General features: G+C 42.1%; 29 protein-coding genes. 25 read left to right on the top strand and 4 right to left on the bottom strand.

Annotated elements, in window-relative coordinates:
* Positions 1-29 precede the first annotated feature (29 nt).
* From MHB83_RS15100 to ypjB, 5 genes are all read left to right on the top strand, one after another.
* Complete coding sequence (locus MHB83_RS15100) at positions 30-536, top strand: ubiquinol-cytochrome c reductase iron-sulfur subunit (protein WP_007500911.1); 507 nt, start codon at positions 30-32, stop codon at positions 534-536.
* Positions 537-538: 2 nt separating this feature from the next.
* Positions 539-1213: a menaquinol-cytochrome c reductase cytochrome b subunit gene (gene qcrB / locus MHB83_RS15095; protein ID WP_003215804.1), complete on the top strand. Its 675-nt coding sequence runs from the start codon at positions 539-541 to the stop codon at positions 1211-1213.
* A 42-nt stretch (positions 1214-1255) separates the two neighbouring features.
* Positions 1256-2023, top strand: a complete 768-nt coding sequence (locus MHB83_RS15090; protein ID WP_003215888.1) for a menaquinol-cytochrome c reductase cytochrome b/c subunit — start codon at positions 1256-1258, stop codon at positions 2021-2023.
* A gap of 100 nt (positions 2024-2123) precedes the next feature.
* Positions 2124-2717: a DUF1405 domain-containing protein gene (locus tag MHB83_RS15085; protein ID WP_003215758.1), complete on the top strand. Its 594-nt coding sequence runs from the start codon at positions 2124-2126 to the stop codon at positions 2715-2717.
* 65 nt (positions 2718-2782) lie between these two features.
* A complete protein-coding gene (gene ypjB, locus MHB83_RS15080) occupies positions 2783-3586 on the top strand; it encodes a sporulation protein YpjB (protein ID WP_044141118.1) in 804 nt (267 codons plus the stop codon).
* 31 nt (positions 3587-3617) lie between these two features.
* On the opposite strand, the gene MHB83_RS15075 is transcribed toward ypjB, so the two are convergent.
* Positions 3618-4490 (bottom strand): YitT family protein, encoded by an 873-nt coding sequence (locus MHB83_RS15075; RefSeq protein WP_060596734.1) that lies wholly within the window; start codon positions 4488-4490, stop codon positions 3618-3620.
* A gap of 137 nt (positions 4491-4627) precedes the next feature.
* Between MHB83_RS15075 and MHB83_RS15070 the strand changes: the two genes are divergently transcribed.
* The 17 genes from MHB83_RS15070 to MHB83_RS14990 all read left to right on the top strand — a co-directional run bounded on the left by MHB83_RS15070 (position 4628) and on the right by MHB83_RS14990 (position 19579).
* Positions 4628-4963 carry a nucleotide pyrophosphohydrolase gene (locus tag MHB83_RS15070; RefSeq protein ID WP_024422788.1) on the top strand — a complete coding sequence of 112 codons (336 nt, stop codon included), beginning with the start codon at positions 4628-4630 and terminating at the stop codon, positions 4961-4963.
* A 5-nt stretch (positions 4964-4968) separates the two neighbouring features.
* Positions 4969-5772 carry a 4-hydroxy-tetrahydrodipicolinate reductase gene (dapB, locus tag MHB83_RS15065; RefSeq protein ID WP_342496444.1) on the top strand — a complete coding sequence of 268 codons (804 nt, stop codon included), beginning with the start codon at positions 4969-4971 and terminating at the stop codon, positions 5770-5772.
* A 17-nt stretch (positions 5773-5789) separates the two neighbouring features.
* Positions 5790-6209, top strand: a complete 420-nt coding sequence (mgsA, locus tag MHB83_RS15060; protein WP_050943855.1) for a methylglyoxal synthase — start codon at positions 5790-5792, stop codon at positions 6207-6209.
* Entirely contained in the window at positions 6196-6906 is a 711-nt protein-coding gene (gene bshB1 / locus MHB83_RS15055; RefSeq protein WP_137055047.1) for a bacillithiol biosynthesis deacetylase BshB1, read from the top strand. Before mgsA ends, bshB1 begins: the two co-directional genes overlap by 14 nt.
* On the top strand, positions 6903-8048 hold the full coding sequence (bshA, locus tag MHB83_RS15050) for an N-acetyl-alpha-D-glucosaminyl L-malate synthase BshA (protein ID WP_050943857.1): 1146 nt from the start codon (positions 6903-6905) through the stop codon (positions 8046-8048). The genes bshB1 and bshA overlap by 4 nt, the downstream gene beginning before the upstream one ends.
* Positions 8041-9243, top strand: a complete 1203-nt coding sequence (locus MHB83_RS15045; protein ID WP_339160004.1) for a CCA tRNA nucleotidyltransferase — start codon at positions 8041-8043, stop codon at positions 9241-9243. Before bshA ends, MHB83_RS15045 begins: the two co-directional genes overlap by 8 nt.
* Entirely contained in the window at positions 9216-10199 is a 984-nt protein-coding gene (locus MHB83_RS15040; RefSeq protein WP_339160002.1) for a biotin--[acetyl-CoA-carboxylase] ligase, read from the top strand. Before MHB83_RS15045 ends, MHB83_RS15040 begins: the two co-directional genes overlap by 28 nt.
* A gap of 197 nt (positions 10200-10396) precedes the next feature.
* The gene (gene panB / locus MHB83_RS15035; RefSeq protein WP_003215996.1) at positions 10397-11236 is read left to right on the top strand and encodes a 3-methyl-2-oxobutanoate hydroxymethyltransferase; all 840 of its coding nucleotides are present in this window, start codon (positions 10397-10399) and stop codon (positions 11234-11236) included.
* A complete protein-coding gene (gene panC, locus MHB83_RS15030; protein ID WP_050943860.1) occupies positions 11233-12099 on the top strand; it encodes a pantoate--beta-alanine ligase in 867 nt (288 codons plus the stop codon). Before panB ends, panC begins: the two co-directional genes overlap by 4 nt.
* Complete coding sequence (gene panD, locus MHB83_RS15025; RefSeq protein WP_034620444.1) at positions 12092-12475, top strand: aspartate 1-decarboxylase; 384 nt, start codon at positions 12092-12094, stop codon at positions 12473-12475. Before panC ends, panD begins: the two co-directional genes overlap by 8 nt.
* Before the next feature lie 113 nt (positions 12476-12588).
* Positions 12589-15381: an ATP-dependent DNA helicase DinG gene (gene dinG / locus MHB83_RS15020; RefSeq protein ID WP_342496443.1), complete on the top strand. Its 2793-nt coding sequence runs from the start codon at positions 12589-12591 to the stop codon at positions 15379-15381.
* A 132-nt stretch (positions 15382-15513) separates the two neighbouring features.
* Complete coding sequence (locus MHB83_RS15015) at positions 15514-15684, top strand: YpmA family protein (protein ID WP_003215469.1); 171 nt, start codon at positions 15514-15516, stop codon at positions 15682-15684.
* 12 nt (positions 15685-15696) lie between these two features.
* The gene (gene tseB, locus MHB83_RS15010) at positions 15697-16182 is read left to right on the top strand and encodes a cell wall elongation/penicillin-binding protein regulator TseB (RefSeq protein ID WP_050943862.1); all 486 of its coding nucleotides are present in this window, start codon (positions 15697-15699) and stop codon (positions 16180-16182) included.
* A 115-nt stretch (positions 16183-16297) separates the two neighbouring features.
* On the top strand, positions 16298-17590 hold the full coding sequence (gene asnS / locus MHB83_RS15005) for an asparagine--tRNA ligase (RefSeq protein WP_088001079.1): 1293 nt from the start codon (positions 16298-16300) through the stop codon (positions 17588-17590).
* A 98-nt stretch (positions 17591-17688) separates the two neighbouring features.
* Positions 17689-18393, top strand: a complete 705-nt coding sequence (locus tag MHB83_RS15000) for a DnaD domain-containing protein (RefSeq protein WP_034661036.1) — start codon at positions 17689-17691, stop codon at positions 18391-18393.
* 17 nt (positions 18394-18410) lie between these two features.
* Positions 18411-19073, top strand: a complete 663-nt coding sequence (gene nth / locus MHB83_RS14995) for an endonuclease III (protein ID WP_012010351.1) — start codon at positions 18411-18413, stop codon at positions 19071-19073.
* A complete protein-coding gene (locus MHB83_RS14990) occupies positions 19070-19579 on the top strand; it encodes a YpoC family protein (RefSeq protein ID WP_342496442.1) in 510 nt (169 codons plus the stop codon). Before nth ends, MHB83_RS14990 begins: the two co-directional genes overlap by 4 nt.
* 34 nt (positions 19580-19613) lie before the next feature.
* Here the strand turns inward: MHB83_RS14990 and MHB83_RS14985 are convergent, their stop codons facing one another.
* A complete protein-coding gene (locus tag MHB83_RS14985; protein WP_137055053.1) occupies positions 19614-22328 on the bottom strand; it encodes a PBP1A family penicillin-binding protein in 2715 nt (904 codons plus the stop codon).
* Between the two features lie 43 nt (positions 22329-22371).
* Positions 22372-22983: a Holliday junction resolvase RecU gene (gene recU, locus MHB83_RS14980; protein ID WP_342496846.1), complete on the bottom strand. Its 612-nt coding sequence runs from the start codon at positions 22981-22983 to the stop codon at positions 22372-22374.
* A gap of 46 nt (positions 22984-23029) precedes the next feature.
* Between recU and MHB83_RS14975 the strand changes: the two genes are divergently transcribed.
* A complete protein-coding gene (locus MHB83_RS14975) occupies positions 23030-23986 on the top strand; it encodes a DUF2515 domain-containing protein (RefSeq protein ID WP_050943865.1) in 957 nt (318 codons plus the stop codon).
* Positions 23987-24009: 23 nt separating this feature from the next.
* Here MHB83_RS14975 and sspM read toward each other — a convergent pair whose 3' ends face one another.
* Positions 24010-24114, bottom strand: coding sequence for an acid-soluble spore protein SspM (gene sspM, locus MHB83_RS14970; RefSeq protein WP_253622476.1), 105 nt, complete (start codon positions 24112-24114; stop codon positions 24010-24012).
* Between the two features lie 196 nt (positions 24115-24310).
* Between sspM and MHB83_RS14965 the strand changes: the two genes are divergently transcribed.
* On the top strand, positions 24311-24544 hold the full coding sequence (locus tag MHB83_RS14965) for a DUF5446 family protein (protein WP_223251159.1): 234 nt from the start codon (positions 24311-24313) through the stop codon (positions 24542-24544).
* 57 nt (positions 24545-24601) lie between these two features.
* Positions 24602-24973: a YppE family protein gene (locus MHB83_RS14960; RefSeq protein WP_137055055.1), complete on the top strand. Its 372-nt coding sequence runs from the start codon at positions 24602-24604 to the stop codon at positions 24971-24973.
* Positions 24974-25065 lie beyond the last annotated feature (92 nt).

Below are 25065 nucleotides of genomic sequence, written 5' to 3'. Positions count from 1 at the left end.
AGCTGACGACCTGAGGGGGGGAGAAAAAAATGAGCGAGAAGAGACATGGAGTGTCCAGGCGTCAATTTTTGAATTACACGTTGACCGGCGTGGGGGGATTTATGGCCGCTGGAATGCTCATGCCTATGGTTCGCTTTGCGCTTGACCCTGTGCTAAAAGGAACAGAGGATCAGGATATGGTTCAAGTTGTCAGTGTAGATGAACTGACGAAGGAACCGAAGCGCTTTGACTTTAAAATTGATCAAGTAGATGCATGGTATGAGTCAAAGGAATCTAGGTCAGCATGGGTGTACAAAGAAGGGGATGAAATTGTCGCTTTATCGCCTATCTGTAAACATTTAGGCTGTACAGTGAACTGGAACAGTGATCCGAAAAATCCAAACAAATTTTTCTGTCCATGCCACTATGGGCTGTACGACAAGGATGGTACAAACGTACCCGGAACTCCGCCACTTGCACCGCTTGATCATTATAAGCAGCAAGTGAAGGACGGATACCTCTATCTTGGAAAAGCTGTGCCGAAAGGGGAAGGGTAACGATGCTTAACAAGATTTATGATTGGGTAGATGAGCGGCTAGACATTACACCAATATGGAGAGATATTGCGGATCATGAGGTGCCAGAGCATGTCAATCCAGCACATCATTTCTCCGCTTTTGTGTACTGTTTTGGCGGTTTAACGTTTTTTGTGACAGTCATTCAAGTCCTTTCGGGCATGTTTTTAACGATGTATTACGTGCCGGATATTAAAAACGCCTGGGAATCTGTCTATTATTTACAAAATGAAGTGGCATTTGGTCAGATTGTCAGAGGGATGCACCACTGGGGTGCGAGTTTAGTTATTGTCATGATGTTTTTACATACGCTAAGGGTCTTTTTCCAAGGGGCGTATAAAAAGCCTAGAGAGCTCAACTGGATTGTTGGTGTGCTCATTTTCTTTGTGATGCTTGGACTTGGTTTTACAGGTTATCTCTTGCCATGGGATATGAAGGCGCTATTTGCAACGAAGGTTGGTCTTCAAATTGCAGAAGCGACGCCTTTCATTGGTAAAGAGATCAAAACGCTGCTTGCAGGTCATCCTGACATTGTAGGGGCACAAACGCTGACGAGATTTTTCGCTATCCATGTCTTTTTCTTGCCAGCGGCATTATTTGGGCTGATGGCTGCCCACTTTATTATGATTCGTAAGCAAGGAATTTCTGGACCGCTATAAAAAATTTGCGTTTGATGAATGTTCAATGAGGAGGGGATGACTTTGCATAGGGGAAAAGGGATGAAGTTTGTCGGAGACTCTAGAATTCCGGCAGAAAGAAAACCTAACATACCTAAAGACTATTCCGAATATCCGGGAAAAACAGAAGCCTTTTGGCCGAACTTTCTTTTAAAGGAATGGCTTGTAGGTGCCGTTTTTTTAATTGGATTTCTTGTCCTAACTGTGGTTCATGCACCTCCGCTTGAGCGGATGGCTGATCCAACAGATACCGGCTATATTCCGCTGCCAGACTGGTATTTCTTATTCTTGTACCAGTTATTAAAATATGAATTTGCTGCAGGTGGCTATACGGTAGTTGGTGCGATGATTATGCCTGGGATTGCGTTTGGTGCACTGTTGCTCGCACCATTTCTTGATTCTGGTCCTGAACGCAGACCGTATAGAAGACCGGTTGCAGTGGGGATGATGATCCTTGCAGTCGGCGCAGCAACATATTTAACGTGGGAGTCTGTTGCTACTCATGATTGGGAAGCAGCGGCAAAGCAAGGTGAAATTAAGAAAGAAGCAGAGATTGATACCTCAGCGGAAGAGTATAAAATTTATCAGGAGCAGACATGTATCTCCTGTCACGGGGATAACATGCAGGGCGGAGCAGCCGGACCGTCACTTGTTGACAATGGTCTTGCACCTGAGGAGATCGCTAAAATCGCTGTTGAAGGAAAAGGTAACATGCCTAAGGGTATCTTTAAAGGCAGCGATGAAGAACTTGAAAAGCTGTCTAAATATTTATCTGAGGTCAAATCTAAATAATTCAGTTGTTTAAATGCAAGTACAAGGATATACTCAAAAGAGAAAAAGCTGGCGCTGTCAGCTTTTTTCTGATTTTAATAGATCGTGAGTGAAGAGACGTATGAGATGGATTCAATATCTGCTAGCCACGCGCTATATGCTTGTGCTAGTCTTGATAATCAATTTCCTTGGCACTGTGTACGGCTACTATTGGTATATTCCACAGCTTGTAGAGACGCCGGCTATCTTTTTAGCTTTTGTTCCAGACAGTCCAACGGCAAGCTTTTTCTTTTTATTTGTTCTACTTGCGTTTTTGATGAAACGAAACGCTCCTTATTTTGAAGCACTTGCCCTCGTGACCTTAATGAAGTACGGGTTATGGGCTGTAGGAATGAATATCTTTGTCCTTTTATCTGTGGATGATTTTCCGTGGGAAGGGTACATGCTGATTGGGTCCCACTTTGCGATGGCGGTTCAAGCCGTATTGTTTGCACCGTATTATCGTTTTAAAATGCGTCATTTGGTGGTAGCTGGCATATGGATTTTACATAATGATGTGATTGATTATGTATTTGGTATGATGCCGCGTTATTCTATGCTGTCTGCCTATACAAACGAGATCGGCTACGTCACGTTTTGGTTAAGCATTGCCGTTCTTCTTGTTTCGTATTATTTCGTCCTATCGAAAAAATCGGTCAAGCTCGAACTCCCTTAACAATATTGGTCTAACCTTGTCCTTTCCTTCATACGCTGTATGGAGAAGGGCTAGGAGGGACTTGCATGAAACGAAAGCCAATCGCGATGATTCTATTATTTTTTCTCGTATTACAGCCATCTGTTGCCAAAGGCGAGGAAACAGCCGCTAGTGTGCTGCAAGAATTAACGGAACTATCAGATTCAATCTTTCAATTAACGAGACAAGCTAAATATGATGAGGCGTTACAGGTCGCATTGTATGTTGAAAAGACATTTAAAGCTGAGAATTGGCGCGGAACGCTGACAAATACGCAGATTCGGCAAATTACAGTTGGCTATCAAGATATCATAAAAGGGCTGCCACAAGAAGAATTGAATGAGCGCGAAAAGCTTCGTTATGCCTCTCAGTTTAGAATGCTGCTCGATGCGATCCAGTCAGACTCTGAGCCACTTTGGGGTTCGCTGGAGAAGCCCATTATGGGGTCTTTTCCTACGTTGAAAAAAGAAGTGAAGGATCCGGAATCAACAACGTTTTATGAAACTTGGAATGAGCTGGTTTCTTTATACGATATGATCTATCCGAGTTTAACCATTGATGTTTCGCCTGAAAAGCTGCAAACGATTAAGCAGCATATGGAAGTGATTGAGCAAGGTGAATTTTTAAAAGCATCAAGTGGGACAAAGCTTGAGCGCCTCACGAAGCTTGAAGAGGATTTATCGAGTGTATTTGCCCACGTTGATCAAGATGAGGCTGACCCATCGCTTTTATGGGTCATTTTAACAACGGGAAGCATCATTTTATTAACGTTAACGTATGTTGGATTTCGGAAATACCGTGCTGAAAAAGAGAAGAAGCAAAAGCGACAAGCTGATTATCCGAAATCATAAAAAAAGAAGCACCATTTTTGGGCTTCTTTTTTTAATGCGGATTGAGCGGCTTTTTGTGTTCATCTAATGTGAAGCCTTCACCAAGCACATCATGCACGTCACTGACGGATACAAACGCATGAGGATCGACTGAGGTCACGACGCTTTTGAGATGGACAAGCTCGTTTTTTGGGACGACGCAATAAAGAACGTTGCGCTCCTGTTTTGTATAGGAACCGATCCCTTTTAAAATGGTCACACCCCGCTCCATTTCCTCTGTGATTTTCTTTTGAATGATGTCATCTTTTTCAGATATGATCATGGCACCTTTGGCTGCGTAAGCGCCTTCTTGCATGAAGTCAATGACCTTCGCAGCAACAAATACTGCGACGAGTGTATACATGGCTTCTTTGTAATTTAAATAAGTAAGAGAAATCGTAATGACGCAAGCGTCGAAGATGAACATTGTTCGTCCCATAGCTACCTGATAATGCTTGTTGATGAGTCTTGCGATGATGTCCACACCGCCGGTAGTACCGCCGAACTTAAAGATGATCCCGAGGCCTGTTCCGATAAACACACCTGCAAAGAGTGCGGCTAGGGCCAAATCGTGCTGGAGAGGCATATGTATTTGAAAGCGCTGGAAGATGGCAAGAAAGACAGAAAGACTGACAGTACCTACAATTGTATAAGTAAACATCGTTCTGCCGAGCATTTTCCAGCCGATAAAAAAGATCGGAATGTTTAAGACAAGGTTTGAAATGGATGGGTCAATGTGGAATAGAAAATATAAAAGCAGTGTAATACCTGTAAATCCGCCTTCCGCCAAATTGTTCTGCATATTAAAATGAACAAGACCGAAAGAAAAAATCGCAGATCCTATTAAAATAAAGACGATATTTTTAAGACGAATTTCTTTTAGCAAGAGACCACTCCTTTTTTTGCTTAGACAGCGATAATATTATATGGTATGGGAGAGAAACAAGCAAACTGAGTTTTAAACATTTGTCAAATATTTATGATTTCGCTAACATGTAAGAGATGGATAGGAGGATGAGCTTGATGACGAAAGAAAAAACGCTGCGTCACGTGCAGCAAGAAGTAGATGATTACATAGGACAATTTAAAGAAGGCTATTTCAGCCCGCTTGCCATGATGGCCCGTCTGACAGAAGAATTAGGCGAGCTGGCAAGAGAGGTTAACCATTACTATGGAGAAAAGCCGAAAAAAACAACGGAAACAGAAAAAAGCATGGAAGAAGAAATTGGCGATGTTTTGTTTGTGTTAACATGTCTCGCTAATTCACTAGATATATCACTAGAGGAAGCACATGATCGTGTGATGCATAAATTCAATACAAGAGACAAAGACCGCTGGACGAAAAAAGAAGGGAAGTAGAGACGATGACGAACCAAACCATCAAAGTAGTAATCGCTGGAGCAAGAGGAAGAATGGGGATAGAAGCTGTGAAGCTGGCAGAAGAAACGAGCCATTTTGAGCTTGTGGCAGCCCTTGATCACGCGCACGAAGGAAAAAAATTAGCTGATGTGATTCATACGACATCTGAGGCGCCGATTTATACAGATATTGATGTGTGTCTTTCAGAGACAGCACCTGATGTATTAATTGATTTGACGACACCAGAAATCGGGAAAGTACATACAAAAAAGGCGCTTGAACATGGCGTGCGTCCAGTCGTCGGAACCACTGGTTTTTCTGAAGCTGACCTGAAAGAGCTCCAGCAATTAACAGAAGAAAAGGGCATAGGCTGTATTATTGCGCCAAACTTTGCTGTCGGTGCGGTCTTAATGATGAAGTTTGCCAAAATGGCAGCGAATTACTTTCCTGACGTTGAAATCATTGAGCTTCATCATGATAAAAAACTTGATGCTCCGAGCGGTACTGGGCTTAAAACAGCTGAAATGATTGCAGAAGTCAGAGAAAGAAAAAAGCAAGGACATCCAGAAGAGAAAGAATTAATCGAAGGTGCACGAGGCGCAGATTATGACGGTATCCGTCTGCACAGCGTAAGACTTCCGGGTATGATCGCACATCAAGAAGTACTGTTTGGAATGGACGGACAGACGCTCACCATTCGTCATGATTCTTATAACCGTGCCTCATTTATGTCAGGTGTAAAGCTTTCAGTTGAACAGGTTATGCACATTGATCAGCTTGTCTATGGTTTAGAAAATATCATCGACTAATAAGGAGTGGATTCCTGATGAACATTGCTTTAATCGCTCACGATAAGAAAAAAAGTGACATGATCCAATTTGCCATTGCGTACCGTGATATATTGGCAAATCATACACTTTACGCAACAGGGACAACAGGTTTGAGAGTGAAAGAAGCGACGGGGCTTCCCATTCATCGTTTTCAGTCAGGACCACTTGGAGGAGATCAGCAGATTGGTGCTTTAATTGCTGATAATGCAATGGATCTTGTGCTCTTTTTTAGAGACCCGCTTACCGCGCAGCCGCATGAACCGGATGTATCTGCACTTATTCGGCTATGCGATGTGTATACCATTCCACTTGCCACCAATATGGGGACCGCAGAGATTTTAGTCAGGAATTTAAATAAAGGTACGTTTGATTTTCGAGATGTAGCAAAAAACGGAGGAACAAATGAAACGACTTGATATCCTTGCATTCGGAGCCCATAGCGATGATGTAGAGATCGGTATGGGCGGAACGATTGCAAAATACGTAAAAAAAGGGGCGCGTGTCGGAATTTGCGACTTGACCCAGGCTGAATTATCCTCGAATGGAACGGTAGAGAGCCGTAAAGAGGAAGCGAAAGCGGCTGCCGCCATTTTAGGCGTGTCAACGCGAATCCAGCTCACGCTGCCAGACAGAGGTCTTTATTTGAATGACGAAGCAATGAAGGACATTGCGGGCGTGATTCGTACATACAAACCGAAGCTAATTTTTGCTCCGCATCACCAAGATCGGCATCCAGATCATGGTCATGCGGGTTCACTTGTAGAAGAGGCTGCTTTTTCGGCAGGTATACATAAATTTGAAGATTCATACAAGCAGCCAGCGCATAAAATAAGTCAGATGTATTATTACATGATTAACGGCCATCATCGTCCAGATTTTGTGATTGATATTTCTGAGGAAATGCACCAAAAGATTGATAGCTTGCATGCGTATCAAAGCCAATTTGTAAAATCGGCGCATTCAGTGGAGACACCTCTTGTGAACGGGTATATTGATTTTGTGAAAATGAGAGAGTCTATGTATGGAAGAGAAGTCAATAAAGCTTATGCAGAAGGGTTTATCACAAAGAAACCACTTTTGATCGATGACGACTTACTTGGGGGGGAATTATGAAAAAACTAAAGGTCGGAATCACTTGTTATCCAAGTGTCGGCGGATCGGGCATTATTGCGACGGAACTTGGAAAACGTTTAGCTGAAAAAGGGCACGATGTTCATTTCATTACCTCAAGTATTCCGTTTAGGCTCAATAAAGTGTATCCGAATATTTATTTTCATGAGGTGGATGTCAATCAATATGCTGTTTTTCAATATCCACCTTATGACCTTGCACTAGCTAGTAAATTGGCGGAAGTCGCAAAACGAGAGAAGCTCGATATTATTCACGCGCATTATGCGGTCCCTCACGCCGTCTGTGCGTTCTTAGCGAAGCAAATGACGGGACACACAGTGAAAGTCGTTACCACGCTTCACGGGACGGATATTACGGTTTTAGGCTATGATCCATCTTTAAAGGAAGTGATTCGGTTTGCCATCGAATCATCAGACCGGGTAACAGCTGTGTCGCATTCATTAGCTGCACAGACGTATGATCTGATTAAACCGGATAAAAAAATCGATACGATCCATAATTTCGTCGATGAGCGTGTGTATTTGCGTGAAGATCATGAAGTGCTGAAGAAACATTATGGTCTCATGCAGGACGAAAAGGTCATCATCCATGTATCGAACTTCCGAAAGGTAAAGCGCGTGCATGACGTGATTCATGTCTTTAAAAAGATTTCTGACCAGGTGCATGCAAAGCTGCTGCTGATTGGTGATGGTCCTGAAAAGTCGGTTGTATGCGATCTTGTGAAAAAGCTGGAACTAACTGATCGTGTGTTGTTTTTAGGAAAGCAAGAGAAGGTAGAGGAGCTTTATTCAATTAGTGATTTGAAGCTGCTGCTTTCTGAGAAGGAGAGCTTTGGGCTTGTACTTCTTGAAGCAATGGCCTGCGGTGTCCCTTGTATTGCAACAGATGTTGGCGGAATACCAGAGGTCATTGAACATGGAGAGACAGGTTTCCTTGTCCCGCTCGGCGATATAGAAGCGGCAGCTAAACACGCAGTCTCAATACTCAAAAACAAAGCGCTTCATGAGCAAGTGTCAGCGGCGGCCCAGTCTAGCGTTCAAGCCCATTTCTCTTCTGAAAAAATAGTGAGTGAATATGAAGAGCTTTACCTAGAATTGATCGAAGGTGATGATGAAGATGAATGAACCATTCACACATGCGATCCCTATTTTACATACACTGCACGAACATGGGCATCAGGCTTACTTTGTCGGCGGAGCAGTGAGAGATGTCCTGTTAGGCAGGGAAATCGGTGATATTGATATAGCAACCGATGCAACGCCTGATACGGTCGAGTCTTTATTTGAAAAAACAGTTGATGTTGGCAAGGAGCATGGCACTGTCATTGTGTTACATGATGGGGTCAGCTATGAGGTGACGACGTTTCGAACTGAATCAGAATATGAAGATTTTCGCAGACCGAAAGAAGTGGCGTTTATCACATCCTTGAAGGAAGATCTTTTAAGAAGAGATTTAACAATCAATGCGATGGCCATGGATATAAATGGGGAGATTATTGACCATGTAGAGGGAAAAAAGGATATTGAGCGGAAACGAATTCAAACCGTAGGAGATCCTGCGTGCCGCTTTCAGGAAGATGCGCTTCGTATGATGAGAGCGGTCCGTTTTTTAAGCCAGCTTGGTTTTGAGCTCGCTGCAGAAACGGCTGAGGCAATGGAAAAAGATAAGCATCTCCTTGCCAACATATCCGTTGAACGCAAAAAGATTGAAATGGAAAAGCTTTTAAAAGGTCGTTATTGTGAGCGGGCGATCAAGGTGCTCATTTCTACCAAATTGTATGAAGAATTGCCGGGTCTCAAAAAGGATCGTCTGCAAGAATCCTTTCAGTCATTTCCGTATTACTTACTGGATGGACTGGAAGAGGTATGGGGGGCTGTTATCCATTTGCTTGGCTTAGATGAAGCGGAGGCTGTGCTCTTCTTAAAAGAATGGAAGCTGTCAACAAAGCTTTTGAAAGACGCTGTGGCTATTAGTCAATACGTCGATTGTGACTGGGATGCGGAGAAGATGTTTGAGGCTGGTGAACACGTGCTCTTATCTAGCTTGAAGATCTCACAGCTAAAACACGAGCGCCGCATTTTCTTTGACGAGCTGGAGGCAGCGAAGCGTTCTTATGATGCACTGCCGATTAAAACGCTTCAAGACCTAGCTGTTTCAGGAAAAGATTTAATGGTCTTTCGGCAAAAGACATCAGGAAAATGGATCGCAGAAGAGCTTGATTTGGTGAAAAAAGCCGTTCTGCACAATCATTTAGAAAACCGAAAAGAAGCCATAGAGGAGTGGCTTACAGCATGCGATCAGCAATTAGAAAACGATTAATTGAACTATTTACAGCATCTAGCCAGGATTTTGTCTCGAGTCAGCAAATTTGTGATGAGCTTGGCTGTTCTCGAACGGCTGTCTGGAAGCATATAGAGGACCTCAGAAAAGAGGGGTATGAGGTAGAAGCCGTCAGAAGAAAGGGATATCGCCTGCTACGTAAACCGGACAAAATTAGTGAGGACGAAATTCTGTTTGGTCTCGACACAGAGAGCTTTGGCAGGCACATTTATTTTCAGAAAGAAGTCGCCTCCACACAGCTGATTGCCCATGATCTTGTAAATGAAGGTGCGCCCCACGGCACGCTCGTTGTCAGTGATCATCAGACAAACGGGAAAGGCCGCCTTCAAAGAACGTGGCATTCACCAAATGGGACAGGCATCTGGATGAGTCTCATTCTACGGCCTGAAATTCCGCTGCACAAAGCGCCGCAGATGACGCTTTTAGCATCTGTAGCCATCGCAGAAGCCATTGCAGAGCAAACAGGACTCAGTCCATCTATTAAATGGCCAAATGATATTTTGTTAAACGGGAAAAAAGTCGTTGGCATTCTGACTGAATTAAAAGCAGAGGCGGACCAGGTTCATGCGGTGATTATTGGCCCGGGAATTAATGTGAACCAAACGGCTGATGACTTTCCGGATGAACTAAAGGATGTCGCCACGAGCCTGCGAATGGAATTGAATGAAAAAGTGGACCGTGCTGCGCTCATCCAACAGATCATGTCCACCTTTGAAAAAAGGTATGCTGATTATATGAAGCAAGGATTTGCGCCCATTAAACAATTATGGGAATCGTTTGCGATGACGATCGGCCAGCATATTGTGGCCCGCACCGTCAATGGGCAATACACTGGAAAAGCGCTCGGAATCAATGAAGAAGGTGTTTTATTGCTTGAAACGGAGGAAGGGATCCAAAAAATCTACTCCGCAGACATCGAGATCAAGTCAACTTAAGTGGAACACCCGGCACATTTTTGATATACTTCGTGTGGGCAGTATCTGAAAAGAGCTGTACCTGTTAGAAACAAAAATTTGATAAATTTCTGCCTTGATCCTAAGGGACTTGGACAGAGGGATGATTCGCCGCGCATGAGAGATCAAAACATGTGATGTGAGGCAAGCCATCTCCTCTCCAGAATGAGGAGGAACAAATGAAGACAAAGCTAGATTTTTTCAAAATGAAAGAACAAAATGAACCAATTGTAATGCTGACAGCATACGACTATCCATCTGCAAAGCAAGCAGAAAAAGCGGAAGTCGACATGATCTTAGTCGGTGATTCACTTGGGATGGTTGTACTTGGACTCGATTCGACAGTACAAGTCACGATCGATGACATGATTCATCATACAAAAGCAGTGAAAAGAGGCGCAAAAGACACATTTATTGTGACGGATATGCCATTTATGTCTTACCATTATTCATTAGCAGAAACATTGAAAAACGCAGCACGCATCATGCAAGAAAGCGGTGCGGATGCCTTAAAGCTAGAAGGTGGAGATGGCGTATTTGAATCCATTCAAGCTCTCACAAGAGGCGGGATTCCTGTCGTCAGTCATTTAGGCCTCACACCTCAGTCAGTTGGAGTACTTGGCGGGTATAAAGTGCAAGGAAAAGACCACGAAAGTGCGCAGAAATTGATTGAAGACAGCTTAAAATGTGAGGAAGCTGGTGCGATTGCACTTGTGCTTGAATGCGTACCTGGTGAACTGACAAAACGAATTACCGACATGCTGAAGATTCCTGTGATCGGGATTGGTGCAGGGGCTGAGGCAGACGGACAAGTTCTCGTTTACCATGATGTGGTAGGATACGGCGTGTCTAGGACACCTAAGTTTGTGAAACAATACGCGCAAATGGATACTGTATTAGAAGAAGCGCTTATTCAATATACAAAAGAAGTAAAAGCACACACATTTCCAGAAGACAAGCATACATTTCATATCAAAGAAGAAGTCCTTGATGGTTTATATGGGGGGATCAAAAAATGAACGTTGTCACCCATATTCACGAGTTGAAGGAATTGATCAAGCTGCATCAAGAAAAACAGCATTCCATCGGCTTTGTCCCAACGATGGGCTTTCTTCATGAAGGACATCTGACGCTTGCGAAAGAAGCAAGAGATCAAAATGACATTGTGGTAATGAGCATCTTTGTCAATCCTTTGCAATTTGGACCGAACGAAGACTTTGAATCCTATCCAAGGGATATGGAAAGAGATCAGCGCCTTGCAGAAGAAGCAGGGGTAGATATTTTATTTACACCTGATGTGAAAGAAATGTATCCAAATGAACCATCAATCACGATGACGGTTCAAAAGCGGACTGATGTCTTATGCGGGAAAAAACGTCCAGGACATTTCGACGGCGTTGTGACTGTGCTGACAAAGCTATTTCATCTTGTAGCACCAACAAATGTATACTTTGGTTTAAAGGATGCACAGCAAGTCGCTGTGATCGATGCGATGATCAAGGATTTCTTCTTTGATCTTCATCTTGTCTCAGTGCCGACAGTTAGGGAAGAAGACGGTTTAGCGAAAAGTTCAAGAAATGTGTACTTGTCTGATAAAGAAAGACAAGAAGCTCCTGCTTTGTACCGCGCATTGAAAAAAGGACAGTCAGCGGTTGAAAAAGGTGAACGTGACGTCAGTCGCATTTATCAGTTGGTAGAAGAAGAAATTCTTCAAACGAGCGGGGAAATTGATTATATTGAGATTTACTCCTATCCAGAGCTTGAGCCGCTTCAGCAGTTAGCAGGTCAGGTCATCATTGCGATTGCGGTGAAATTCTCACGGGCAAGACTGATTGATAATGTGATATTCCATGTTCCTGAAAGCGGTGAAAAGCATGTATAGAACCTTTATGACTTCTAAACTTCATAAAGCGACAGTAACAGAAGCAAACTTACATTATGTAGGAAGCATCACCATTGACGAAGATTTACTTGATGCGGCAGGTATGATGGCAAATGAGAAAGTACAGATTGTCAATAATCATAATGGCGCGAGACTTGAAACATATATTATTCCCGGTGAAAGAAAGAGCGGTGTCATTTGTCTAAATGGCGCAGCAGCAAGATTGGTTCAGCCGGGTGATGAAGTGATTATTATTGCTTATGGGATGCTTTCAGAAGAAGAAGCAAAGACACATACACCAAAAGTGGTCGTGTTAAATAAAGAAAATCAAATTGAACAAATGATTGGGCAAGAGCCTGCGAGAACGATTTTATAACGCATGCTGCAATGAAACAGAACAGTTTAAGAAAAGGAGCTGTTCTGTTTCAGCTATTTTTGCCCAGAGCGTGTTTCACTTCGAGTGGAACGAGGAATTGAGGTGTCCATTTTATGGCCGATCAAAGGTTTGTTGTCGTTGATATTGAAACCACCGGAAATTCACCTAAAAAGGGTGATAAAATCATTCAAATTGCTGCGGTGGTCATTGAAAATGGACAAATTGTCGAACGGTATTCAAAATATGTGAACCCGGGAAAAGCGATCCCTGGATTTATTGAACAGCTGACAGGCATTCAGCAGCATATGGTAGACGATGCAGTGTTTTTTGAGGACATTGCCCAAGAGGTGTATGATCTCATTCAAGGCGCTTATTTTGTTGCGCACAATGTTCATTTTGACTTGAATTTTTTAAATGATGAACTAAAAGCATGCGGGAAAAATGAGCTGGATGTGCTAGCGATTGATACAGTTGAAATTTCTAGAATTCTTTATCCAGAGCTTGAAGGCTATAAGCTCACTGAATTAAGCGAAGAGCTCATGCTTCCACATGACCACCCGCACAGGGCGGATAGTGATGCGGAAGTTACTGCCATGTTATTTTTAACCTTACTCCATCAATTAACACATACACCGCCAAATGTGCTAAAGCAGCTGCGCAGATTATCCTCTTATCTCTTAAGTGATATAGGACTTTTAATCCAGCAGCTTGAAACGAGTGATGCTAGCCGCGAAGATTCTTTGGTAGAAGTCGGCTCTTTTGCTGTTAAAGATGTCACCAATTCTGAAAAGGATACGACAGATTCAGTAGGGGAAGGCGATGAACAGCTATTTGAGGAGATCAAAAAGAAGCTTCCCCACACATTGGAAGGCTATGAAGTAAGAGAAGGCCAGCTCAAGATGATGAATAAAGTGAGAGATGTGTTTCATGAAAGAGCTTATGCTTTAATTGAAGCGGCACCAGGTATTGGAAAAACACTCGCATACCTCATACCAGCTGCATTAGAAGCAAAGAAATCAGGAAAACCTGTCATTATTAGTACATATTCCATTCTTTTGCAGCAGCAAATGCTTCAGCGTGATGTGCCGATTTTAAATCAATTGCTTCCATTTGAGCCAGCAGCCTGTGTATTCAAAGGTCGGGCGCATTATATTTGCTTAGATAAGTTTGAGCATGTGCTGCATGAGGAAGATGATAATTATGATGTGGTCTTAACGAAGGCGCAAATATTAATGTGGCTCCTTGTGACAGAAACGGGTGATTTATCTGAACTAAATTTACCGTCGGGAGCTGCCAATATAAAAGACCGGATTTCGTGTGTGCACATGCCGTTTACATCGAAAAAGCGCCGCTTTAAAGAATACTGCTTTTATGAGCGTGCGAAAAGAAGGGCCAAAACAGCTGATTTAATTTTAACGAATCATCGCCTGCTCTTATCACAAACGGAAGCATCATCTATCTTTCAGCATGCTGACGTATATGTGATTGACGAGGCTCACCAATTTGAGAAAACAGCCAATGAAACGCTAGGGGATAGTGCGTCGTATATTCAGCTTCATGCGAAATTAACGCAGCTTGGCTCCATGCAGGGCGGTCTGTTAAAGAAGCTCAAAAAGAGATTTCACGGTGCCGGCTTACAGACGGACACCTTTATCGAAATGGATGAGTATCTTCATCAGCTTCAAATGGAAAGTGACGCCTTTTTTAGTACCGTTCATTCTTTTGTCAAAAGGACAAAACCAAAAGCAGACATCAATCGTCTCATTCATAGAGTCCGTCATCATTCGAAGCATGCGCAGTGGAAACGGATTAAAGAGACGGCAAGTAAGCTTTGTTCTTTGTTAATTGCTTGTGAAAAGCTGTATGAGCAGCAAAAAAGCGAGCTTCTTCAAAAAAGTGATCAGTTGACAGAGCACTTTGCGTTTGAAGCAGAGGAATACGATCAAGTGATGTCGTTTATGCATACATTTTGCAGTACGCTGTACCGATTCATTTTTGAACCGAAAAACGATGAAACGGTTTGGATTGAGATTGATGCAAAAGGTGCCAAAAATGCTGTCTTTATGCATGCACAGCCGCTAGATACTGGAGAGCTTTTAGCGGATCGATTTTTTATGAACAAAAAAAGTGTTGTCCTCACATCGGGGACACTCACAATCAATGGGCGCTTTGATTATTGCTTAGAACGATTTGGTCTGCAGGATTTTTATCCGCATCTTGTACAGATTGAGTCACCGTTTGAACTTGAAAAACAGCTCAAGGTTATCGTACCAGCTGATATGCCGCCGATTACGAACCGTGATGAGCGCGACTATGTAAAGCAATCAGTACGGTACATTAAGATGATGGAAAAGCAGCATCAAGCGAAAATATTGGTGTTATTTAATTCACATGAGATGTTAAAAGCAGTGTATGATGAACTGAAAACAGAAGGGATGCAAGCCGCCCTTTTTGCTCAAGGTCTGACGGGCGGTAGCCCTGTTAAATTAACGAAGATGTTCAAATTAGCAAAACATGCGATTTTACTTGGTACGGGTAGTTTTTGGGAAGGTGTCGATTTTCCAGGATCAGAGCTGACAACAGTCATTATGGCACGCCTCCCGTTTCGGCCGCCTGATTCACCGCTCATTGAAGCAAAATGTGATGCCGCTAAAAAACAGGGAAAGAACCCGTTTAAAGCCGTTGCACTCCCAGAAGCTGTGTTAACCTTTAAACAAGGTGCAGGACGCTTGCTGCGCTCTGAAAAAGACATAGGGACATTGCTCATTTTAGACCGCCGAGTGAAAACCGCGTCATATGGAAAGCTATTTTTAGAATCACTCCCTCATGCGCCGGTCCACGAGATGTCAAAAGAATCACTTGAGGCGTATATAGAGAAACTCAACAACGAAAAGCCGCTGTCATAAGCGGCCTTTAGCTGGTGTGGGTTTGGAGTTAATTTATCGTAACGGCTTTTTGTGTTCCGTTGTAAAAATAGTATCGGTTCCCGCGCCGAAAAGTATGACTAACAATATTTACGTACCGAGGAGGAATTAGAAGTGGAAAGTAAAATAGAGGTACTTTCAACTGTTCACATTAAGCATTCAGAGGACCTGTATAAAATTGTTGACTTATTGAACAGAACGCTTAAAAGAGAAGATCTCATGTTTGGATTGGCATTAGATCAAGAAGATCAAAATCAAGCGATATTTACAATATATCGCACATAGGGGAAGCTTGACATGAAAAAAATAGTTTGGATCATTTCATCCGTTGTGGCTCTCGTTTTGCTCATTGGCATCATCAGCTTTACGTGGATTTATCAGATTGCCATGGGGCAAAAGGAACAAGGTCATGAGGCGGCGATTGAACGAGCAAAAAAACAAGCAAACATCGTACAAGTGGAGCAAGTAGAAACCTTTGTCGGAAAAGAAAAACAATTTATTGTTGAAGGGAAAAACAAACAAAATGAAACAACCTATGTTTGGGTACCTGCCAGCAAAAAAGAAAAAGTGATTGCAAAAAAAGCAAAAGACGGTATTACCTCAAATCAAGCAGTACAAGCTGTTCAAAAGGAGAACACAGTCTCTAAGCTAAAGGACGTTCAATTAGCAAGAGAAGGTGACGTACTCCTTTGGGAAGTGACGTACTTAAATGAAAACAATCAATACAGCTTTAGCTATGTCGACTTCTCAACAGGACATGTGGAAAAAAATGTAACACCATAGTTTCTCCTGTCTTGCGTTGACCATGCTGATTTAGAACGGTTATAATAAAATGTATGAAAAAAGAATCACACCTATCGAAAAGGTGAGTTTCTTTCTGGCTTTGGAGGGAATTATGTTGAAAACAACGATTAATCAAGTGTTCAAACATGTCGATGAAGATGTAACCATCGGCGCATGGATTGCCAATAAACGTTCAAGCGGTAAAATTGCATTCTTGCAGCTGCGTGACGGGACAGGCTTTATTCAAGGAGTCGTAGTAAAAGCAGAAGTGGAAGAGGAAGTCTTTAAGCTTGCGAAATCAGTCACTCAAGAAACATCTGTCTATGTGACAGGACAAGTAACAAAAGACGAGCGTTCACCTCTTGGTTTTGAATTGCAAGTGAAATCCATTGAAGTGATTCACGAAGCAACTGACTACCCAATTACACCAAAAGAGCATGGAACAGAATTCTTAATGGATCACCGTCATTTATGGCTTCGTTCTAAAAAGCAGCATGCCATTATGAAAATTCGTAACGAAATCATTCGTGCTACATATGAGTTCTTCCATCAAGAAGGCTTCGTGAAAGTAGATCCGCCAATTTTAACTGGAAGTGCACCTGAGGGCACAACGGAGCTGTTTGCGACGAAATATTTTGATGAAGATGCGTACCTTTCTCAAAGTGGACAGCTTTACATGGAAGCTGCGGCAATGGCACTCGGAAAAGTATTCTCATTCGGCCCAACATTTAGAGCTGAAAAATCTAAAACTAAACGTCATTTAATTGAGTTTTGGATGATCGAGCCTGAGATGGCTTTTGTCGAATTTAATGAAAACCTTGAGTACCAAGAAAATTATGTGACTCATGTGGTTCAAAGTGTACTTGAAAACTGTAAAGTGGAACTGCATACACTTGGCCGTGATACAGCAAAATTAGAAAATATCAAAGCACCATTCCCGCGCATCACTTACGATGAAGCAATTAAATTCTTGCAAGAAAAAGGCTTTGACGATATTGAATGGGGAGATGACTTCGGCGCACCTCACGAAACAGCGATCGCTGAAAGCTACGATAAACCAGTGTTTATCACTCATTATCCAACATCATTAAAACCATTTTACATGCAGCCTGCACCAGATCGTGATGATGTTGTTCTTTGTGCAGACTTGATTGCACCAGAAGGCTACGGAGAGATCATTGGCGGTTCTGAGCGTGTCCATGATCTAGAGCTGCTTGAAGCAAGATTGAAAGAACATGGGCTAGATCAAGAAACATACAAATGGTACACAGAATTAAGACAATATGGTTCTGTACCGCATTCAGGTTTTGGTCTTGGACTTGAACGTACTGTTGCTTGGATTAGTGGAGCGCCGCATGTGCGTGAAACCATTCCTTTCCCAAGATTATTAAACCGTTTATATCCTTAAGACGTGAAAGCCTCCAACATATGGAGGCTTTTTCAAACGTTTTTTGAAGGGGCACGTGAAATAAAACGTGATATACTTAAAGTGAAGAGGTGTATCCGATGAATAGGCAGCAATTTATTAATATGCAGCAAATGGGTTCGACCAGTTTGCCTAATTTGCTGATTGCTCATTATGAGCAGTTAGGACTGAATGAATCACAAATGATGGTGATGCTTAAGATTAAAATGAATGAAGAACAAGGTGTGTTCTTTCAAACATTTGAAGAGCTATCCCATGGCATGACGATTTCAGCTGAAGAGTGTGCGTATATGGTTCAGCATTTAATTCAAAAAGGATTTATTTCGATTCAGCCGTTTGAAGACGGGTCTGGTATTCAGCATGACCGTTACTCAGTTGAGCCTTTATGGGGCGTGCTGTATGACTTTTTAGAGGCAAAACAAGCGAAGGAAGGTCAAAAACTTCACGTACAGGCTGAAAAGTCTTTATATGCTTTATTTGAAGATGAATTTGGCAGACCGCTCTCTCCTCTTGAAGGAGAAACACTCTCGATCTGGATGGATCAAGACCATCATGATGCTGAAATGATTCGCCTAGCATTAAGAGAAGCGGTTTTATCAGGAAAATTAAATTTCCGTTATATCGACCGAATTCTGTTTGAGTGGAAAAAGAAAGGGCTAAAAACAGCGGAAGAAGCAAAAGAGCATAGCCAGCATTTCCGTTCTCAGCAAAAAGCGCCACCATCAAAAGAAGAGACGTCAACATATAAGCGACAAGTTCCTTTTTATAATTGGCTGGAACAATAACCAATGAAGGAGAAGTCATGTTATCAAAAAAACAAATCAATGAATGTTTAGATATTATAGGAGATATGTTTCCAGAGGCCGAGTGTGAGCTTGTTCATTCGAATCCATTTGAACTTGTGATCGCTGTAGCACTCTCTGCGCAGTGTACAGACGTGCTTGTCAACAAAGTGACCAAAACGTTATTTCAAAAATATAAAACACCAGAAGACTATTTAAGTGTACCGCTTGAAGAATTGCAGCAAGATATTCGTTCGATTGGCCTTTATCGAAATAAAGCCAAAAACATTCAAAAGTTGAGCAAAATGCTGATTGAAGAATATGGCGGCGAAGTGCCAAAGGATCGGGACGAGCTTGTGAAGCTTCCTGGGGTGGGCCGGAAAACAGCAAATGTCGTTGTTTCGGTCGCTTTTGGGGTGCCGGCAATTGCAGTGGATACACATGTAGAACGTGTTAGCAAGAGACTGGGAATCTGCCGCTGGAAGGATTCTGTTCTCGAAGTAGAACAAACCTTAATGAAAAAAGTGCCAGAAGAAGATTGGTCTGTGACGCATCACCGCCTGATCTTTTTTGGCAGATATCACTGCAAAGCGCAACGTCCGCAGTGCGAATCTTGTCCGCTTCTTGATATGTGTAGAGAAGGGCAGAAGAGGCTGAAAAAAGGATTGGTGAAGCTGGCATGAGCGGGGCAGTTGTTTTTTTCTCATATGTCGAAAAACTAAAAGGGAAAAAGGTAGAGATGAAAGGCGATCGAGTAGACATCCTTAGAGAGCATCCACTCGCATATGATCTATCTTCAGAACCTTTAAGAGATGAACTTCCATGGCAGAAAACAGAAGAATTTGTTCCTGTGATGTTCGAACTGTGGAATGAATTAAAAGAAAAAATGCTTCCTCGTTTTCAAACAAGAAAGTCCCGGTGTGAAGAAGATGATATGCTTCAAGGGATTGTCAGTATGATTGCGATGTTTTACTGGATCAAAGGGGAGAGACTGCAAACGCTTGATTGGGAACATATTAAGCAAGAGACATTTCCTGTTGCTCCTATTAATTGGACAGAACGTTTAGAGTTCATATTGGTAAAACCGACTCAATATCACTGCTTCATTCAACTAGACGAGCTATACACAGAACTAAAAAAGCAGTATGGAAAATATGAAGCACTTAAAAAAATCAGACAAAACCGTTAAAAAAGCACTTGCCATATAGGCAAGTGCTTTTTCATTATTCATTTTCTTTTCGATTAGGAGAAGTTGATTGCGAACTTGAGTTTTGAGAGTTCGTTTTCGCATCATCTTTCTTTTTATCTTTATTGTCAGTTTGTGAATTGCCGTTCCCATTTGTACTGTCTGAGCCATCATCGGAAGAACCATTATTTCCGTTTTCCGTATTTCCGCCTTGATCCTGATCCTTATCTTTGTCTGGATCTTTTTTATCATCTGGCTTTTGCTCATCAGTGCCTGGGGGTTGATTTTTGTTATCGTCAGTCTGGTCTGTCTGCTCGTCGTCAGGCTGCTGTGGTTCTTCTTCTTCTTTGTTCTCATCATCTGCTTTTTCTTCCTTATCTTCATCATCTTTGATGGTGAGGAAGGTAGAAGCTGCTTTACTTGTGACATCCTCTACAGTGGCTGTCACTTGGAATTTATAAGTAGAGCCAGGCTTTACATCAGAGATGACCGCTTCTTTAGCAGAACTGTTTTGAATCTCTTTATAGCCGCCGTTATCAACCGCTTGTTTTACATTAAATGTAGCATCTGCGTCGTTATCATAGCCCCAAGTCAGTGTGATGGATTTTTTCTCTTCATCATACACTGCTTTTAAATCAGAAGGCTTATCAGCTTCTTTTTTCTCATATGTGTCAGACACTTTTGTCGGAACCGTACCTTTTACAAAGTATTCTGTTGTCTTCTTCTCACTAGGTGTATTTGGTCCGGCCAATTTCGCTGGATCCGATCCTTTTTCAACCGTAGCTTCTACGACACTGTCTGGTTTTTCAAATGAGCCGCTTCCATCATCAATTTGAGAAATTAATCGCTGGAAGACGATTTTGGCAACACGTTGCTCATAATCTGTGAGCCACATTTTGCCGTCCGCATCTTTTGAGTTACCGATCCCAGTCCAAACGGCTGCTGTATATTGCGGCGTATAACCAACAAACCACGAATCTTTCGCACCGCCAGAAGGAATATTGTATTTATTGATATCATCTTGTGTAAAGTTCGTTGTACCTGTTTTACCAGCTACTTGAACGTTCGGTACTTGTGCAAGTGTCCCAGTTCCAGATTGGACAGCAGTTTTCAGCATATCTGTGACCATAAAGGCTGTGTAATCACTCATAGCCGCTTTGGAATCTGGCGTTAGGTCAAGCTTTGTACCGTCATTAAATTCAACAGACTTGACAGCATGCGGTTCGTTATAATATCCATTATTACCGAATGCACTAAAGGCCCCAGCCATTTTTAGAGAGGACACGCCATCGTCAAATCCACCGATTGAGTAAGATTCTGGAATGTCAGACGGTAAGTCCATACCTAAATTATTGGCGAATTGAACGGCATTGTCTGTGCCAGCTTCTTGGAAAGCCTTTAGGGCAGGGATGTTTCGTGATTGTGCCAAAGCACTTCTCATCGACATTTTCCCTAAATGTCTTCTGTCAAAGTTATTAATTGGTGTACCGTTTGAGTACGTATACGGCGCATCATCAATTTGCTGGTACGTTGACCATTTTTTGTTTTCAATGACTGGACCGTAATCTAAAATTGGTTTGATTGTTGAACCTGGCTGACGTTTTGCATCAGTCGCATAGTTAAAGCCGCCGGCTGGTACATCACGTCCACCGCCAATAGCGCGAATTTCACCATTTTTCGTATCAAGCAGAGTAACACCTGCCTGCATACCTTTCGTAAATCCAACTGAATCTCCATTGATAATATCATCTAGGTGATCCTGAGCTTTTCGATCAAGTGATGTATAGATTTTTAGTCCATCAGTTGATACATCCACTTTGGCTTTTTTCTGTACTTCTTCCATGACTTCTTCAATATAAGCAGAATACTTACTTGAGTTCTGGCTCTTATATTTATCAGCAGGGATGACAGTTTTGCTGACAGGGGTTGCTTTTGCAACTTCATAGTCTTTCTCTGAAATGTAGCCTTGTTTTTTCATGAGCCCTAGCACGATATTGCGGCGTTTTTCCGCTGCCTCAGGATTTTTCACTGGGTTATAAGCAGAAGGACTCTGCGGCATACCTGCAAGTGTGGCAGCCTGTGCAACCGTTAGTTTATTTAAATCTGTCACGCCGAAAAATTGTTCAGCCGCTTTCCCAACACCGTAAGCATAAGGTGAGAAGAAAATGCGGTTTAAATACATTTCTAAAATTTCATCTTTAGAGTACTTTTGCTCAAGCTGAATCGAGAGCCATACTTCCTGTACTTTACGTTTTAACGTTTTTTGATTGTTAAGTAGAGTGTTTTTCACAACTTGCTGTGTAATTGTACTTCCACCTTCAGCTCCAAAGCCGTCCTCGACGTTTGCGACAAGGGCACCACCAATACGGATTGGGTCAATCCCGTGGTGTTTATAAAAACGTGCATCTTCCGTTGCGATAAATGCTTCTTTTACCACATCGGGTATATCTTTAATCGAGACATACGTTCTTTTTTCCGCACCGACTTCTGCAAACACTTTCTTGTCTATGTCATAAAGCTTTGAAGAATACGGTGTTTTGAGCTTACTATCATCAATTGAAGGAGCGCTCGATGCAAAAACGGCAAAAGTTGTGATTCCGGCCACTACACAAAGAAGACCGATCACGAGTAAAGATAAAAATATTTTTTTAAATAGACCTGCTTTCTTTTTGCCTTTTTTGTTCTTTTGCTTCTTATTGTTTTCTTGACTTGCTTTACGTCGCTGTTCACGACTTGTAAATTGATCAGACATCACATCTCAACCTTTCGTGTTAAACCTTTTTCGAACGTCATTGCTACTCACTTTCATCCGAAAAATGAAGTGTCTCCACTACTTTAATATAATCAATTCTTGGCGAATATCCAAGTGTCATTAAGTGGCCGGCTTCCATTAATTCATCTTTACTAATGGATTTCCGGCCGTTTAGCTTCTGCCGCTCCCAGAAGAAAAAGAGATCTGAAGCGGGCAAATAATAAACGGAGCCAAATGCGGATATAATAACGAAACAAATGCCGCCTAGCTTTTCAACCTGTTTCATATGCTCAATTTGATGGTCGTGGAAATTTTTGAGCGGAAACGAGGTGGTGCTTTTGGTCTCCTTTGCTTCAAAATCGATATAGCGCCCTTTGTACACTCCATTATAGTCTGTTGTGGATGATTGCTTAAAATAGGCTTCTTTGATCACAGCAGCGCTTCTTTTTGGATAATCCACATTCACAATCTGAACGGGGGTAGGCTTTTTATGAATGACTGCGATCCCATTGACCAAATAGTACTGGTTGGTTTCATTTAAGTCAGCCTCAAGCGTCATCCCGCGGTTACTATAAGAGGATTCGCCGCTGCTTCTTTTTTTTGTCCCAATTGGTTGAATGGGCTGATACGATTTTCCGTTTGGATACCGAATCATCAAGTTTCAGCCTCCTTTTAATGCATTTTGTATTGGAGAGATACCTATGTTGTCACAAGAAGAGTACATCATCACTCAGCATATATTGCGTGAAACGAAAGTGAAAAATAAAGACAACCTGACGAGGACAAATGCTTACAAGCGCTTTTATGATCGTCATCCAGAGATGAAATGGTCGCTGCTTGCTTCCTTTGTCTCAAGAAATGCTGGATGGTCTATGACGGATCTAAAGGGCGAGCTCTTCCATCCAGGTTTAACAGATCAAGAGGGGCACCTTTTTTTCACAGCATATGAAAGAGCGAATTGGCTGATCTTTTCGGATGCTTACCCTCAGCTTCTTTTGTATGAATGGTCTAAGCGGTGCGGCAAACCTTTGTTCCATCTGCTTCCGTATTTTTCTGTATCTCGTTTTATGAGCACTGAGTGGGAACGTTTTTGGCTAAAGCGTGACACAGAGCGCCTGCTTTATGCACTCATCATAAATGAACAATATACTATACAATCTCCTATTATACAAAATCCTCTACTGAAAAAGAATGTTTTTCACTCGATTCAATATCTGTTTAGTGAGTGGGGACATTTTCAAACCGTTGTTTTTCCAACGGTGGACGGGCATTTGTACGGGTTAACCATACGGAAGTTTTCCCACGTAAAGGAGCGTATTTCATTAGGGAAAAAACTAGCGAAACTATTATTTCGGGCCGATTTATTTTCGGATTTTTATCATTTTTTGCATACTGTTCCGCATACCGGATCACGGTTTGATTTTGAGCCGTTTTTAGGGATCGCTAGAAGGTCAACACCTTTTCTTCGAACTGTTTATCCAGTGATGACACATTCATTAGACGATCAAAGAGAAGATTGGTTTCAAAAGAAATTGAGCTCATCTTTGTTTGATGCAGAGACATTGCCAAAACAAATTGAGCTGACCGACTGGTATTTTCATAAAAAAAGACAGCTTCGTTTTCTTTTCTCATTAGAGCACTATTTTTTGCATAAATAAAAAGCAGGGGGTACCTGCTTTTTTTACGTGGATGGTCGATTAGGACCGCCGAGTTTTTTATCAAGCTGATCTGTACTGTTTTCTTTCCCTTTTGGCTTTTGATCTTTTGGTGCTGGCTGCTTTTTCATGAAATCTACCTCCTTTGTCCTTAGAATTTACACAATCGGACGCAATCATACAAAGAAGGACAAGCATATGTCGAAAAGGAAGAAATAGCGCTCATCTACACTTAGATTGGCGATTTGCTTCTAGTTTTGTCATGTGTGAAGGAGGGTGTGAAAGAAAAGAGAATGTAACGAGAGACGATAAAGGAGGAATCTGATGATGAGCGAATTTGTATCAAAAGAATCCATTTTGCAGTTATTAGAGGAAATCGAGCGAAAAATTGATGCGGTGGAAGAAGAGCTGTCTCTTGCTGTGAACGAAACAACACGTGCAGCCATAGAGGAGCAAGAACAAATGATAGACCGGCTTGAATCAGAAGTAAAGGACTGTGAAGTGAAGATTCACGCAGCTGAGTATCAACTGGCGGCAAGACCGGCATACCACGCAGGGTAGCTTTCTATTTGAGCAATAAGTAAACGTTTGATAGGATGGTTCATAGAGGTGAACACTTTGGATAATCAAACATTACTTGAACATACACAAGAGCTGAGAATATGGATCGAAGAGGCGTATGAGCAGTACCAAAAGGGAAAGGCTGAAGAGGAATACCCCGTATATGATTTTCACACAGAAATTCAGCCGGCCGTTGAGTCATTTGATCAGAAAATGGAAGAGTGGCTCACTGCTGCGATCTCGTTTATTCATCTGGCGAAGCCTAGATATTTACACGAAGAACAGCTTGAAGCCGTCAAAGAAAATGGGAAAGAGGTTGTCCTGCAATCTTATTTTGGCAAACAGCATGCACCCCGTGTGAAAAATTTAGTTGAGTCAGTGATTTACACACTGAACCTTTTAATAGAAGAAATCAACAAGCGCAGCTGAAGACATCGCTGCGTTTTTCTTATGGCTGCTTTAGGCACATCTTCTGCTTTTCGTCATAATATGTGAGTGACAAGACTATGCGCTGAGAGCGA

Origin of the sequence: Bacillus sp. FSL K6-3149 (genome assembly GCF_038630515.1) — a bacterium.
Classification (GTDB): Bacteria; Bacillota; Bacilli; order Bacillales; family Bacillaceae; genus Bacillus; species Bacillus pumilus.
Note: the sequence above shows the minus strand (reverse complement) of the source record. Positions and strands in the feature narration are given on the sequence as shown.